Genomic DNA, 13684 nt, shown 5'->3' on the forward strand with positions numbered 1-13684 from the left:
TGAATACATCAGTTCGCGCTGATAAACTCCTGCACCCAAGCGCCTTGGTAGTACCCGACGCCGATCGTGTCATAGTTGGGGCTGAGAATGTTGGCGCGGTGACCGGAACTGTTCATCCAGTCGTTCATCACCTGCTGGGCCGAGGTCTGCCCTTTGGCGATGTTCTCGCCGGCATAGCCGTAGTGGATGCCGTACTTGTCCATCATGGCAAAGGGAGAACCGAAGGTCGGCGAGGTGTGACTGAAGTAGTTCTTTTGAATCATATCGACAGCCTTGTCACGGGCCATCCGGTTCAGGGTGGCGTTGTCGGCGCGGAGCGGTTTCAAACCGGCTTTTGCCCGTTCGGCGTTCACCAGTTGGACAACCTGCTCCGCCATGGTCAAGGCGGGAGCCTGTTGGGGCGCCGGCTGGGGAGCCGGCGCTTGGCTGGTTTGGGGAACCTTCAGGATTTGACCGACATAGAGCTGGTTGGCGTCCACACCCGGGTTGGCCTGGATCAGGCTGTTCAGGGAAAGGCCCAGCTTAGCGGCGATTTTATACAGGGTGTCTCCGGCTGCGACACGATACTCACCGGCAGCGGCGGCAGGGATCTGCAGCACCTGGCCGGGGTAGATGGAACCGGAGGTCAGATTGTTGGCCTTCATCAGGTCATTCACCGTGACACCCTGGCTGTTGGCAATGGTCCAAAGGGTGTCGCCGTCCTTCACCGTGTAGGTGTTGGTGACGCCAGCCACCTGGGTGTTCAGCTTCACATAGGTGGGCGAGTTCGTGATATAACCCTTCGTGCCGTCAGCGGCTTGGACATAGATCCAGTAGTTGGCATTTTTCGTCTGGGAGATGACCTTGACGGTCGAACCGGCGGAAATGAGCTTGATGGAAGAGGAGGCGCTGCTGGCGTCGCTCTTCAGGTAGGCGCCTTTGACCATCGTCAGGGTGTCGCCAGGCTGCGCGTAGATCCGTCCCTCAATGCCGCCGGGAGGCGTCGTCGGGGTCGGGGTCGGCGTAGGAGTCGGGGCGGGAGCCGGCGCAGGGGTCGTCGTCGTGCCGCTCGGCATCACGACAGGCCGTTGCGGAGGCAGAATATAGGATGCAGGAATGACCGGCGGCTTGGCCGTATGACCGGTGATGGTCTGGCCGGGGGTCCAGGAGCCGGCGGGCAAAACCCGTTGGACAGAGAAGAAGTTGCTGCCGTACCAGTAACGGAAGTCATTGACGGTGCCGATAGCCGTGGGCCGGTTGTCCATGGTGTTGATGATCAGCGGCTGTCCGTTGACCATGCCCATGAAAAGGGCCGCGTGGCTGATATAGGTGCTGCCATTGGCGTCAGTGGCGTAGAAGGTGAAGATGTCGCCGGGAAGGAGTTTTTCCGTCCCTTTGATCGTCCAGGAACTGCCCTCTTTCGCAGCGTAGACGCCCTGGACCTTCGTGCCGACAGAGCCGTATTCCCGAGAGGTCGTCGTGATGTTGAAACCGAACTCACTGTAGACCAGCGAGGTGAAGTTCGAGCAGTCGATCACGCCGTAGTCCTTGTACCCTTTATAGAGGTGGCCATAGACTGCGTAGCCGTTGTCCATGTACCAGACAGCCCGTTCAATCAGTTGGTCAGCGAGGCTGCCTTTGATGTTCTTGTACTGTTCACGGTACTGGTTGACGCGCGGAACGTCGAGGTTCCTGTAGTTGCTCAGGTACTGGTTGTAGTTGGCAATCGCCTGTTCGGTGGTGAACTTCTGATAGAAGGCGGCCGCCGGGGAGATGGAACCGGTGAAGAAAATCACGCCGGCCAGCAGGCTGGCGGCAATGGATGCAATCTTCCTTTTCATGTTGCGTCACTCCTTTCGCCAATAAAATAAAGTCGCTATCGGGATAACGACTTGAAAAGAAAGACGAGTAGGAGTATAACGCACATCCAGAAATGACGCAACCCATTTTTACTTATTACATAGAATTACCGGGCTTTTCTACATTCTGTAACAGAAGCAGAAAAGGATTTTATAGCTAAAAGGACAGCAATCATCAGCACTATTTTCTATTTCTATTTTTACTCCCAACGAATCACTCGACACATACTTCTGTAATCATATCATTTTCATAAAAGTTATCAAACTGTGTTTCTATGCCATTTATTGCGCATTCACTGGGGCGTCCACATAGACAGCGTCCCGGCGCATCAGTTCGGCGCAGCCAGATGACCAATCAGCAGCCATTTTCTCCAGGCGCTCCTCCTGCCCCGCTTCTTCCAGGGCGATCACCGTCACGGCAGCGCCGAATTGGGTCTCCATGATGCGATAGCCTCGGAGTCGCAGTTCCTGTTCAAACTTCCCGTACAGCCCGTAGTCGATTGCCATGGCGATGGGAGTAAAGAGCCGTCGTTCAATGATCCCGGCGGCTTGCAATCCCACGCTGGCGCTTTTGCCATAGGCCCGGATGAGACCGCCGGCGCCAAGCTTGATCCCGCCAAAGTAGCGGGTCACGACGACAACGCTGTCCTTAAGCCCCATCTTTTTGATCACTTCCAAGATCGGCTTTCCCGCCGTCCCCGACGGTTCGCCGTCGTCATCAGCTTTTTGTGTCTCGTCGCGCTCGCCACACATATAGGCGGCGCAGTTGTGGGTGGCGTCCCAGTGTTTTTTCCGGATGGCTGCGATGAAGCGCTGGGCGGCTTCCGGCGTCTCCGCCCGATCGGCGTAGGCGATAAAGCGCGACTTTTCGATCTCAAAAGCGGCTTCACCGTACCCGCTCACTGTGCGATACTGCGGTAACAAGTTGTCATCCACCTCACATTCATGCATTACCTTGCTTCACCCACCTGGCAGTGATGACGGAACAACTGGCAGGAATCGAAGACCGGCGAACCGAAATCAAAGAGGATAAAAGGATCGGAAGAAAGGATCATCAGAACGTTGAACACACGGCACCGCTGGCTCGGCTTCGCCCTCATCGCCCTCGCCTCCACCCTCTGGGGGATCAACGGCACCATCGCCAAACTCCTCTTTCAACGGGCCGTCAGCCCCCTCTTCGTCGTAGAGACACGCCTCTTTGTGACCGCCGTCGTCCTTTTCACCCTGCTAAAACGGTTCCGCCCACGCTGGCTCTCTCTACCCATGGGCCGGTTGCCGGTCGTCCTGCTTCTCGGCGCCGTCCTCGGTGGCGTGCAGTTTACCTATCTCTTTACAGTCAGTCAGACGAACGTAGCGACAGCCGTATTTTTGCAGTACACCAGTCCCGTGGTGCTCGTAGCCTACCTGGCCTGGCGCGGCCGGGAGCCCATCGGTCTCGCCCACCTCGCCGGCGTGGCCCTTTGCCTGGCCGGCGGTTTCTTGATGGTGGCCAACAGCCTGCGCATCACCCCCGTCGGCCTCGCCTCCGGGATCGCCTCGGCTTTTTTCGTGGCCGCCTACACCGTCGCCGCCCAACAGGCCGGACGCTATCTCCACCCTTGGGCTTGCCTGGCCTACGGGTCGGCTATTGGTTTTCTCCTCTGGTTTTTTATCGCCCCGCCCTACACCCTTCCCTGGCCTGCGACGTCGGAAGAGTGGTGGTTCCTGCTATATGTGGCCCTTTTCGCCACCTTGATCCCCTTCGGCCTCTACTTCCTCAGCCTTAAATACCTGCCGGCAGCCACCGTGGGCATCGTCTCCACCCTGGAACCGGTGGTGGCCGCCTTGGTCGCCTGGCTTGTCTTGCAAGAGGCGCTGACACCAGGCCAGATGCTGGGCGCCCTGTCGGTCATCGCCGGGGCTTTGGTTGTGCAACTGCGTTCTTCCGGTTCTTCGCCGGAAAGCGGTCATTCGTAACAGCCATTTCTGATATGAAACAAGTCGGCGTTGTGGGCCGTCATATACGCACTCATCATATCAACATTCACGGTGGCCCTTCGCGGCCATTTTTTTATTTTAGACAGTTGTCGTCCTTTTCCTCTATTTCCTCATCTTCCTCACTGAGCAAAACCGTCCAAGGTAAGGGATATACGATGAAGGGGTTGCGTAAAACTAAGGCGACAAGGGAAAAGAAATGAGAAAAGGAGACTGGAATGATGGGTCGACTTTCATCGGTTGCCGTTTTCTTTCTCGCCTATGTCGCCTTTAGCGCCCTGAGTTGGCTTTTCCCCATGGACCGCAAGTGGATCGAATCACTGGAAAAGCCCGCCTGGTCGCCGCCAGGGATGGTGATCGGCATCGGCTGGGTGATCATCTTTGCCCTCATCTCCCTGGCCGTGGCAATCCTCTATGACAAAGTGGGCCTGCGACGCCTTGGCCTCACCTGGAAAGCGGTTTTTCTCGCCAACTGGGTCTTCAACCAACTCTTTTATATCGGCCAGTCGTTCAGCCGCAACCTCTTCTATTCCTTTTTGGATACGGCGGCCATCGCTGTGACGGCGATCCTCCTGGTCTTTGCCTCCTGGCCCTACTCCCGTCCGGCGGCGCTGCTGTTCGCGCCCTACGCCCTTTGGTCCTCCTTCGCCACAGCGCTGGCCTGGACGATCTACCGCCTGAATCGTTGAAAAAATGAGGGGTCCCGTCAAGCGGAACCCCTCCGATAGGCCTTTGTCATTTTACCGTTCAGGCGCTGAAGGTGTGGAACTGATCCTTTTTCGCACTGCAGATCGGGCAGAGATCAGGCAGCCCTTCGACGACAGTGTGTCCACAGATTGAGCAGATATGGACAGGCCCGAGCGCCAGATCAAGGCCTTGCTGCGCTGATTTGCGCGCTTCTTCGAACAACCGGGCATGGATCTTTTCCGCTTCCAAGGCATAATGGAAAGACCGTTCGGCGCCCTTTTCCTTCTGGAACCGGGCTGATTCCAGATAGACGGGGTACATCTGCTCGATCTCGTGCAGTTCGCCGTTGCGAGCGCCGATCAGGTTTTCTGCCGTCTTCCCTACCCCGAAGACGGCGCCGGCTGGAACGGTAAAATCCCCTTTTGGCTCACGGAGCTCATGGAAATGGTTGCGGGCGTGAGCCCACTCGGCATAGGCGATAGCCCGGAAGAGCCGGCCGATGTTGGGCATGTTCTCCTTGTCCGCCACATCGGCCCAAATGGTGTAACGCATATGGGCCATGCTCTCGCCACCATAGGCGGAACGCAAAAAGTCAGCGGTCATCGCATTCTCCAAGGGCATGCAGATCTCTCCTTACACACTAAGCGTATATCGTCAGTATGACCGGACACGATGTTTTTAAACAAAAAAATCCCCGACTCTTGAGTACAAGAGAGCCGGGGTTTGCTTTACCTTTGCGGCAAAGCAACTAGTAATTGTGCCCATGTCCATGTTACCACAATGTACGTTTACGTACAATCAAAACTAACGAAATGCTGTCAAAATATTGTTTAAACCGGTTAAAGCTTGAACTGCCCCACCACCGATTCCAGTGTTTCCGCGCTCCGAGCGCTGGTTTCCGTAGTCTTCCGGATTTCCACCAATTCGTTGTCTATTGATCCGATCTGGAGCGAAATCTGTTCCGCCCCCTGGGCGACGGCAGATACAGTAACCGTAAATTCGTTGATGGCATTGGCGATATCGCTGACTGTGGCCTCCAACTGCACCGCCATGCTGGAGAACTCGGCCATCAATCCCTTGATCAGCGACGCGTCGTCGCGATAGCGCACGCCCACTTGGATCAAGTGTTCATAATCAGCGAGGACCCGACCGTCAAAGAAACGCAAGATCGTCTCGGAACTGCTGGACAAGTGACCGACCGATGTGTTGACGCTGTTGACAATCTCCCGGATATCGGCCACCGTCCGCGACGACTGTTCAGCCAGTTTACGGATTTCCTCGGCAACGACGCCAAATCCTCGCCCGGAATCACCAGCGCGGGCGGCCTCAATGGCGGCATTGAGGGCGAGAAGGTTGGTCTGCTCGGTGATTTCAAGGATCGTCTGAGCCAACAGATTGATTTTCGCCACTTTTTTCGATTCTTCTATCGCCTTTTCCAATTCTCCACGCACTTCGCTGTAAACAGAGTGAGCCTCTTCGCGAGATTGACGGGACGACGCTTCTAAATGGTCAGCCCGTCTGTCGATTTCCATCGACAAGGTAGCCCCGTCGGTCGCTTTGGACGCAACAACCCGCACCGCCTGTTCCAACTCACTCGTGGAAGCGTTCACCTCTTCTGTGGTTGCCGCCAATTCCTGCATGCCTGATGACAATACCATCGATTCTTCGGCGACGCGATCGGTCTTCCCAGTGAGACAGTCTGTTTTATGTCGCACCGTCTGCGCGATCGCGTGAATTTGCGCCGAGGCGCCGGCAATCTGCCGGCTGATCCCCATCAGCGCCTCTCGCATCGCTTCCATCGACTGCGCCATTCGTCCAGTCTCATCCTTTTTCCCTGAGAGTTTCCCGTAGGAGGCCCCCATCCGGGTGAAATCAAGAGTGGCCGTTTTATCAATGATTTCAGTAAGCGCAACAACAGGCGACGTCAACCAACGGGATGCCAGCCACGCCACTGCTCCCGCCAAGCCGATGAGAATCACAGCGAGCAAAAGAATATAACTCCCCATATTCCGCAGCGGTTTTTCCATGTCAGCAACATTGCCTGTCAATGCAACTGTCCACTGAAGTTTTGGGATGTATGAGTATGCGGCCAGCTTCAGTATTCCGTCCTTCCTGTACTGTAGATAACCTGTTGACACATTGGGGCTGCTGGCATTTGTTTGGGCGATCTGGGCCAACTCGCTGACCGGGGACGGCTCCCCGAGCAACTGACTGTCCGGATGGGTCACCAATCGTCCCATCCCATCAAGGATAAAACCATATGCGCCATCAGAATCGATGAAACGAAGATTCGATAGGTCACTGCCTAGTGATTCTGCAAAAACACCAAAAGCGACAACCCCTAGGACACTTCCGTTATCGTCTTTTATGGGCGCAACAAATGCGATGGCTACCTTTCCCGTCGATTTGGATTTCACTGGTTCGGAAAGCACTGAACGTCCCGATGATAAAACCTGTTTAAAATAGCCCCTATCTCCGACGCTGATGCCGATTAATTTGGGATCGCTATCAGCAATAATCTTCCCCTTCCCGTCGGTTATCAAAATATGTTCAACGCCGTTAGAACTCTTCACAAACTCACGCAACCATGCCGATTCATTGTCCGACTTGCGTTTCAACTCTTCTTGTGATCCAGCGAGGGTTTCCGGTTTTACTAAATCTTTTACCGACTGTCGGGCAGCCACAAGTTCTACTTGCAGTGTCAAGCCATTGGTGACACGGGTGATGCCCCCCGACTGAATGTTAGCAATCTCTATAATATCTCGTCTGATCTGACTTATTAACATATCTTCCGATTTTTCGTAACTAAGGAACCCAAACATAGTCGCTGTAATTGCAATAACCACTGTCATGACTAGGATTATTTTGTTTCGGATTGTCATTATTTTACCTCCTACAGATGCGCTCAAAAAAAATGAATTCACACCATACAGTCCTAACCAAAAGATATCCCCGGTCAGTTTCAAGTATGCTACACATGCCTCCCGAAGGTGTCGCTTTAATCGGCTCTCCCTGTAAGCACAATAGATTCTTTCGTCTTCAGCAAATGAGTAAGCATCTCATTCGTAGGTGTGGACACGCCGTATCTCTTTCCTAGCCGAACGATGGCTCCGTTAAGCGAATCTACTTCCGTAGGGCGACCTCTTCGAAGATCTTGTAGCATAGAGACACAGTGATTTTTCATGTGAGGCACCAATTTGTTAAAAAATACGGATAAATATGACTCAACATCCGGACAAATCGTCTGTTGCCCCATGGTAATTAAAAGCGAATAGATCTCCACAATTAAGCGTCGCATTAACTCACGGGCATTGGGGTTCTCTACCAACATACCCGGTGTCGTCTCCAACAAGGCGCCTAATGAATTAATGACCGAATTGAATGTGATTTTCCCCCAAACATATTTCATGATTTGATCCGTAGGTTGTGTCGGCATTGAAGCCTCCCGAAAGAATTCAATCCATTTATTAATCTCCGCTTGAGAGATCCGATTACCCGGCGATCCTAGGCGAATTTCCTCTGCCATCGCTTTTACATTTGATGCTCCAGGACCCAACGATTCCGCACCAAAGAAGACGGTGCTTACGAGCAGGTTCTTTTCCGGAATATGTTCAGCGCTCGCTTCATAATTTCCATAGCCGTTCTGAGTAAGTAACACAAATGAATCGGGCGAACGAACAGCAGCGATGGCCTTGGCAGCGTCGGTGATGGCAAAGGACTTAACGGTTACAATGATCAACTCCCAATCGCGACGGACACAATCTTGTAATGAAGCGACTACTTCATCAAGAAGATAGTGGTGTTCGCCCCAAATCCCTTGCACATGCACGCCCTGTTTTTGCACATCATCCAGAATATTTGGACGAACCATTGCCGTGACATGGTGACCGGCTTTTTTTAGCAAAGCCGCATACACGCTGCCTAGCGCTCCAAGGCCGTAGACAAGGACATTCATAAAATGCGCCCCTTTCACCCAGATAACAGATGAGCCTATAAAACAAAATCTTTATTACATTATGAAATTTTTTACATATTGACTCTCGCCAAACCATGAAATCGCCTCCTAAACGGACGAAAAAAAATCCCCAACTCCTCTATCTGTATTAATCAAAAAACCCCATTGATGCTTTGGAATATTTGTCCATAACACCAACGAGGTCGCTCGCTAGAAGTTCCTGTTCCAGTTCAATGATCATTCGTTCGAAAGACATCCAATCATCACCGATATACCTCCCTGCGTTCAAATAGTGGGCGAAACTTCAAACCATCTGCAAGGAGTTGCGGATCTCATTGCCGATCTCGCTATACGAAAAACACATGTACATTTTACGGGATAACCCATTTTTTGTCATGTAAAAAAATGTCGATGTTTGAACGATGAATTAAAAAGATTTTATTAGTGTATTTGTCAAAAAAAAATGACCCCAGGAGTTATCCTGAGGTCATTGGTTCTTATGTGTGGTGCCGGTGGCCGGACTCGAACCGGCACGGTCTTGCGGCCGAGGGATTTTAAGTCCCTTGCGTCTACCAATTCCGCCACACCGGCAGCTTGAATGGGATAAAAAGTCAATTTGGAGGCGGCACCCGGATTCGAACCGGGGAATAAAGGTTTTGCAGACCTTTGCCTTACCACTTGGCGATGCCGCCGTTCGCGACTTAAATTTTACCAGCTTCAAGGGTCTCTCGTCAAGGGAGACTAAAGCAGAGGAGGTGATTTGCTTGGTCGACTTCTCTACCGATGTGGGCGATATCGTCTATCCCGACGACATCCGCCGTCTGGACCGTTTCGTGAACCAACTTCGCGACGGCGATGAACTGGTGATCTCCGTCGACGCCAATGATGCCCATCAGACCGATTCCATCCTGACCTTCCTGCGAAAAAACGGGATGAACTTCCACACCGAAGGATCTCACGACGGTCGGGAGTATTACATCGTGGCCCGGCGCAAACTCCACTGAGCTAGCGACATTCCTCATGCCACCGGTGTTACTGGCTGTTCGCAGCCTTTGCGCTCGTCGCTGAGGTCGTCTAGGCGACCATGGGGGATCAAGAAACGGATCAACCGTTCTTGGGAATAACAACGCCACCCAGCTGGGGGTGGCGATTTCTTATGATTCTGGAGCGGGAAACGAGATTCGAACTCGCGACCCTCGCCTTGGCAAGGCGATGCTCTACCGCTGAGCTATTCCCGCAGGTGGTGCCTCGGGGCGGAATCGAACCACCGACACGAGGATTTTCAGTCCTCTGCTCTACCGACTGAGCTACCGAGGCAAACTGGCGGAGCAGACGGGATTCGAACCCGCGATCTCCAGCGTGACAGGCTGGCATGTTAGGCCTCTACACCACTGCTCCGCACCGACAAGGGATATTCTATCGTATATCACCCTTGTCGTCAATGCTTTTTTATTTGGTATTATTTTCTATTCTTTGATCAGATCTTGGACAAATTTGGGCAGGCAGAAGGCGGCTTTGTGCAGCGCCGGTGTGTAGTAGCGCGTCTCCATCTCCGGGATGGCGCTGACATCGACAGCCTCGGGATCATACTGCTTGGAGCCCATGGTGAAGCTCCAGAGACCGGAGGGGTAGGTCGGGATCGAAGCGAGGTAGAGCTTCGTAACGGGGAAAATCGTACGGATGTCCTTGACGACACGGGAGATCAGGTCGGCGTTGACGAAGGGCGACTCCGTCTGGGCGACCATGATGCCGTCTGGCTTTAAGGCGCGGTAGACAGCCTGGTAGAATTCAGCGGCGAAGAGCCCTTCGGCAGGCCCGACCGGTTCTGTCGAGTCGACCATGATCACATCGTACTCGTTCTCGTTCTCCTGGATATGTTTCACACCGTCGGCCACCAGGACCTCTACTTTGGGGTGCCCGAAGAGCGCCGAGGCGATCTCGGGCAGGTACTCTTTCGATGTCTCGATGACGCGGCCATCGATCTCGCACAGCACCGCCTTCTCCACCTTCGGATGTTTGACACACTCGCGAATGGCGCCACCATCGCCGCCGCCGATGATCATCACTTTTTTCGGATTGGGATGGGTATTCAGCGCCACATGGCTGATCATCTCATGGTAAACGAATTCGTCCTTGATGGTCGTCATGACCATGTTGTCGAGGACCAGCATGCGCCCCCACTGAACGGTGTCAATCATGGCCAGTTCCTGAAAGGGCGTCTTCTCTGTGTGAAGGGTCTGGGTGATTTTGCTGCTGTAGCGGAGGTTGGGCGTCTGCTCTTCTGTATACCAGAAACCGGAGGACATGCGGACATTGCCCCTTTCCATTCGATTACTCAGCGTCTTCGCTTTGACGATTTGAAGACGGGCGTGATTTGGACGCAGAAGAAAGAAATCACCTGCCGCTTGCAGGCAGGTGAGGGATGTCGATACGGTTTAATACCACAGGGGAGCGGCGGCAAAGGCGCAGCCGATCTTCTCCACCGTGTGTTCAACGGCCCGGACCTTAATCTCCTTCAGTTCCATACCCCGCACCTCAAAGGCTTCTTGCACCATGCGAGTGATGCGGGCTTCGGCCTCTTCCTTGGTGAACTTGCCTGTCAGTTCCATGATGACACCGAAGCTATCCGGCGAAATCCCGACAGCGATGGCGGCCGCAATGGTCTCGCCAGGGATATCGGAGACGATGGAGCCGTAGGCGGTCGGCACAAGGGCGCCGTAGGGAATCTTCATGCCAGGGGTATACTCGCAGTCGGGAGGCAAGATACTGCTGACCCGAACCAGGTTGACATTGCCGATCTCGGCTTTCAAGAGGGCGTTGTCGAACGCCGTCAGTTTGCTTTTACCTTCTGCAGCCGCGGCTGTGATGAAAAATTTCTTCGGCACGGGTAGCATAAGCATACCTCCAATGATTCGTTTTTAATGTGGTCGCAGACCTCGTTTATTATACCAGACGGGCAGAAAAAATAAACAATAATTTTGCGATAAAAATGAAAGCAAGGGAGGCGGTCGCCTCCCTTGCCTGGGAACGGTTGAATTGGTATGTGTCTTCTGATCGGCGCAGCCTACTTGATCACCTCGTTGTAGGAGAGGCCGCGCGTATGCAGGGTGTGGCTCCATTCCCGTTTGTTGCGATGCCAAAAGCCAAGGAAGACGATCGGCACCCAACTGTAGACAAAGACGGGATAAACGAGAACCCATTTCCAGGCGCGCCGGTCGACCTTGTCCAACATAAGGGCGACGAGGGGCAAGGCAAACTGGATATAGGAGAGGAACATCCATACCTGCTGGTGTATGGTCGAACTGAAGAGTTGAGTAAAGCTCAAGCTGATCGGTTCAACGACACTGAGCAGCATGAACAGGGACACCAAGACGACAAGGGCCGGCTGAAAGAGGTGCAAGGCCCCGTCCAGCATGGAGAAGTCGCCAGACGTCAGACCGCGCCAGAACAGTTTGGGGAAGTAGCGGAAGAAGATATCGACGTGCCCCTGGGCCCAGCGTTTGCGCTGGCGCCACGATTGGGCAAAAGTCAGGGGTTTCTCATCATAGATGACGGCCTCATGGCTCCAGGAGGTCTTGATGCCGTTCATCAGCGCTTTCATGGAGAACTCCATATCCTCTACCAGCGAGGTGGCGCCCCAGCCGTATTCACGGAGCAGGTTCGTGGAGATGCACATCCCCGTGCCGCCCAGCAGGTTGGAGAGGCCCAGGTTGTACCGGGCCAGTTGGAGCAGCCGGTTCGTGTGCCAGAAGGCGATGGAGAAGGTGGCCGTTACCCAGGTGTCAAAGGGGTTTTTGGAGTCGATATAACACTGGATGATCTGGTGGCCTTCCACCATTTTTTTGTTCATTTCCATCAGAAAATTCGGTTTGACCAGGTTGTCAGCGTCGAAAATGCAGATGCCGTCAAAATGCCGCTCCATGCGGAAGATCTTTTCGAACATCCATTCCAACGCGTAGCCTTTGCCTCGCTGCTGGCGGTTGAAACGCTCAAAAACCTGAGCGCCGGCTTCGCGAGCGATGACGGCTGTCCGGTCGGTGCAGTTGTCAGCGACGATGAAGACCTCATAGAGTTCCTTGGGGTAGTCAAGGTTCTTCAGGTTCTCCACCAGTGGACCAATGACGAATTCTTCATTATGCGCTGCGACGACTAAGGCGAAGGTCTTTTCCGGCGGCGCCGGCGGTCCTTCCTTTTTCCTCCAGAAGCCAAAGACGGACAAAATCATGTAGTACACCGTGCAGAATACGATCAACAACTGTAGCGGCACCATGATGATGTCGTATTTCTGGGCAAACAGAGTCTCCCATATCATCAAGGGTCAACTCTCTCCTTTCTCTGCCCTCTCGCCGAGGGAAGAGGTCTCTTGCAACAGATTATGGAAAAACCATCGACCATCCAAAGGTAATTGTACCGAAAAATACACCCAACCGTCAATGATTGTTATGTAAGGGGGCGGCAAGAGTTAGAAAAATCCGCGCCGCCTTAAGGCCCTTGCCATGCCGGTTGCGGTTTTTCCTTGCGCAAGGACATTTTCGGGCAGAGATAAAACTCTCCCTTCGAGTCAATCGAAGCAAAGAACACCTGATCGACCGTATAGGCTCCATGCATTTGCAACTGTTTGATCAACCATTCCTCGTCCAGATCGATCGTTCGAAGATTGCGATGATCCACCTTGCCGTCGAGGATGAGCGGCGTCGGCAATCCCTCGTAGGCTGTCGGCACATGCAAGTCCTCCGCGGTGAGTGGACGTTTTTGCGACTTGGGGATGATGCTCAATTTGCCCGACGTCTCTAAAATGGCGAACTCCACATCATTGATGTTGGGCACATTCTTTTCCCTCATTTGAGCCATCAGGTCATTCAGGTTGTAGCGGGTTCGTCGCATCTCCCCTTCCAGCAGGCGCCCGTTTTCAATGATCACCGTCGGCGATCCATTTAACCAGTCACGGGCGACAGGCGATTTCATGGCAAGGTAGGAGAATCCTACTTCCGCGATCACCAACACGCCGATGGGTATCAGCCCGTGATGCAAGGGGATGGCGGGATCCTCCATCGGGATTGCGGCCAATTCCGCGATCATGATGGCCACGACGAGATCAACAGGGGACAGCTTCCCGATCTCCCGCTTGCCCATGATGCGCATGATCAACAGCACGGAAAAGTAGACGATGAGGGCTCTACCGATGATGGTCAACACTTCTTGCAGGTCCATCGGCGCCACCTCGCATGGC

General features: G+C 53.7%; 12 protein-coding genes and 5 tRNA genes. 3 read left to right on the top strand and 14 right to left on the bottom strand.

Annotation, left to right across the window (positions count from 1 at the left end; all coding sequences use genetic code 11):
• Window positions 1–8 precede the first annotated feature (8 nt).
• Both GTO89_RS17145 and GTO89_RS05565 read right to left on the bottom strand, forming a co-directional pair.
• Entirely contained in the window at window positions 9–1820 is a 1812-nt protein-coding gene (locus GTO89_RS17145; protein WP_207708916.1) for a LysM peptidoglycan-binding domain-containing protein, read from the bottom strand.
• A 300-nt stretch (window positions 1821–2120) separates the two neighbouring features.
• Window positions 2121–2762, bottom strand: a complete 642-nt coding sequence (locus tag GTO89_RS05565; protein ID WP_161261082.1) for a YigZ family protein — start codon at window positions 2760–2762, stop codon at window positions 2121–2123.
• A 138-nt stretch (window positions 2763–2900) separates the two neighbouring features.
• Here GTO89_RS05565 and GTO89_RS05570 point away from each other — a divergent pair, with 138 nt between their 5' ends.
• Together GTO89_RS05570 and GTO89_RS05575 are read left to right on the top strand one after the other, a co-directional pair.
• Window positions 2901–3794, top strand: a complete 894-nt coding sequence (locus GTO89_RS05570) for an EamA family transporter (RefSeq protein ID WP_161261083.1) — start codon at window positions 2901–2903, stop codon at window positions 3792–3794.
• Window positions 3795–4033: 239 nt separating this feature from the next.
• Window positions 4034–4501, top strand: a complete 468-nt coding sequence (locus GTO89_RS05575; protein WP_161261084.1) for a TspO/MBR family protein — start codon at window positions 4034–4036, stop codon at window positions 4499–4501.
• 58 nt (window positions 4502–4559) lie between these two features.
• Here the strand turns inward: GTO89_RS05575 and GTO89_RS05580 are convergent, their stop codons facing one another.
• The 5 genes from GTO89_RS05580 to GTO89_RS05600 form a co-directional block, all read right to left on the bottom strand.
• On the bottom strand, window positions 4560–5120 hold the full coding sequence (locus tag GTO89_RS05580; RefSeq protein WP_161261085.1) for a rubrerythrin family protein: 561 nt from the start codon (window positions 5118–5120) through the stop codon (window positions 4560–4562).
• A 218-nt stretch (window positions 5121–5338) separates the two neighbouring features.
• Window positions 5339–7465, bottom strand: a complete 2127-nt coding sequence (locus tag GTO89_RS05585; protein ID WP_204758176.1) for a methyl-accepting chemotaxis protein — start codon at window positions 7463–7465, stop codon at window positions 5339–5341.
• Window positions 7466–7497: 32 nt separating this feature from the next.
• A complete protein-coding gene (locus GTO89_RS05590; protein WP_161261087.1) occupies window positions 7498–8454 on the bottom strand; it encodes a ketopantoate reductase family protein in 957 nt (318 codons plus the stop codon).
• 504 nt (window positions 8455–8958) lie between these two features.
• Window positions 8959–9045: transfer RNA gene (locus GTO89_RS05595), tRNA-Leu, on the bottom strand.
• Between the two features lie 26 nt (window positions 9046–9071).
• Window positions 9072–9146: transfer RNA gene (locus GTO89_RS05600), tRNA-Cys, on the bottom strand.
• A 72-nt stretch (window positions 9147–9218) separates the two neighbouring features.
• Here GTO89_RS05600 and GTO89_RS05605 point away from each other — a divergent pair.
• Entirely contained in the window at window positions 9219–9458 is a 240-nt protein-coding gene (locus tag GTO89_RS05605) for a hypothetical protein (RefSeq protein WP_161261088.1), read from the top strand.
• 159 nt (window positions 9459–9617) lie between these two features.
• Here the strand turns inward: GTO89_RS05605 and GTO89_RS05610 are convergent.
• The 7 genes from GTO89_RS05610 to GTO89_RS05640 all read right to left on the bottom strand — a co-directional run bounded on the left by GTO89_RS05610 (window position 9618) and on the right by GTO89_RS05640 (window position 13665).
• A tRNA-Gly gene (locus GTO89_RS05610) sits at window positions 9618–9692 on the bottom strand.
• Between the two features lie 3 nt (window positions 9693–9695).
• A tRNA-Phe gene (locus tag GTO89_RS05615) sits at window positions 9696–9771 on the bottom strand.
• A gap of 4 nt (window positions 9772–9775) precedes the next feature.
• Window positions 9776–9852 (bottom strand) — tRNA-Asp (locus tag GTO89_RS05620).
• Window positions 9853–9920: 68 nt separating this feature from the next.
• Window positions 9921–10760, bottom strand: a complete 840-nt coding sequence (speE, locus tag GTO89_RS05625) for a polyamine aminopropyltransferase (protein WP_161261089.1) — start codon at window positions 10758–10760, stop codon at window positions 9921–9923.
• A gap of 129 nt (window positions 10761–10889) precedes the next feature.
• Window positions 10890–11348 carry a pyruvoyl-dependent arginine decarboxylase gene (locus GTO89_RS05630; RefSeq protein ID WP_161261090.1) on the bottom strand — a complete coding sequence of 153 codons (459 nt, stop codon included), beginning with the start codon at window positions 11346–11348 and terminating at the stop codon, window positions 10890–10892.
• Window positions 11349–11518: 170 nt separating this feature from the next.
• Window positions 11519–12766 (bottom strand): glycosyltransferase family 2 protein, encoded by a 1248-nt coding sequence (locus GTO89_RS05635; RefSeq protein ID WP_161261091.1) that lies wholly within the window; start codon window positions 12764–12766, stop codon window positions 11519–11521.
• 170 nt (window positions 12767–12936) lie between these two features.
• Window positions 12937–13665: a DUF421 domain-containing protein gene (locus GTO89_RS05640; RefSeq protein ID WP_161261092.1), complete on the bottom strand. Its 729-nt coding sequence runs from the start codon at window positions 13663–13665 to the stop codon at window positions 12937–12939.
• Between the last annotated feature and the right edge of the window lie 19 nt (window positions 13666–13684).

Source organism: Heliomicrobium gestii (genome assembly GCF_009877435.1).
Lineage (GTDB): Bacteria > Bacillota > Desulfitobacteriia > Heliobacteriales > Heliobacteriaceae > Heliomicrobium > Heliomicrobium gestii.

Bases quoted from the DNA above. Each gene is read 5' to 3' on its own strand.
- GTO89_RS05630 (WP_161261090.1), bottom strand. From the start codon at position 11,348: ATGCTACCCGTGCCGAAGAAATTTTTCATCACAGCCGCGGCTGCAGAA.
- GTO89_RS05580 (WP_161261085.1), bottom strand. From the start codon at position 5,120: ATGCCCTTGGAGAATGCGATGACCGCTGACTTTTTGCGTTCCGCCTAT.
- GTO89_RS17145 (WP_207708916.1), bottom strand. From the start codon at position 1,820: ATGAAAAGGAAGATTGCATCCATTGCCGCCAGCCTGCTGGCCGGCGTG.
- speE (WP_161261089.1), bottom strand. From the start codon at position 10,760: ATGTCCTCCGGTTTCTGGTATACAGAAGAGCAGACGCCCAACCTCCGC.
- GTO89_RS05590 (WP_161261087.1), bottom strand. From the start codon at position 8,454: ATGAATGTCCTTGTCTACGGCCTTGGAGCGCTAGGCAGCGTGTATGCG.
- GTO89_RS05575 (WP_161261084.1), top strand. From the start codon at position 4,034: ATGGGTCGACTTTCATCGGTTGCCGTTTTCTTTCTCGCCTATGTCGCC.
- GTO89_RS05640 (WP_161261092.1), bottom strand. From the start codon at position 13,665: ATGGACCTGCAAGAAGTGTTGACCATCATCGGTAGAGCCCTCATCGTC.
- GTO89_RS05635 (WP_161261091.1), bottom strand. From the start codon at position 12,766: ATGATATGGGAGACTCTGTTTGCCCAGAAATACGACATCATCATGGTG.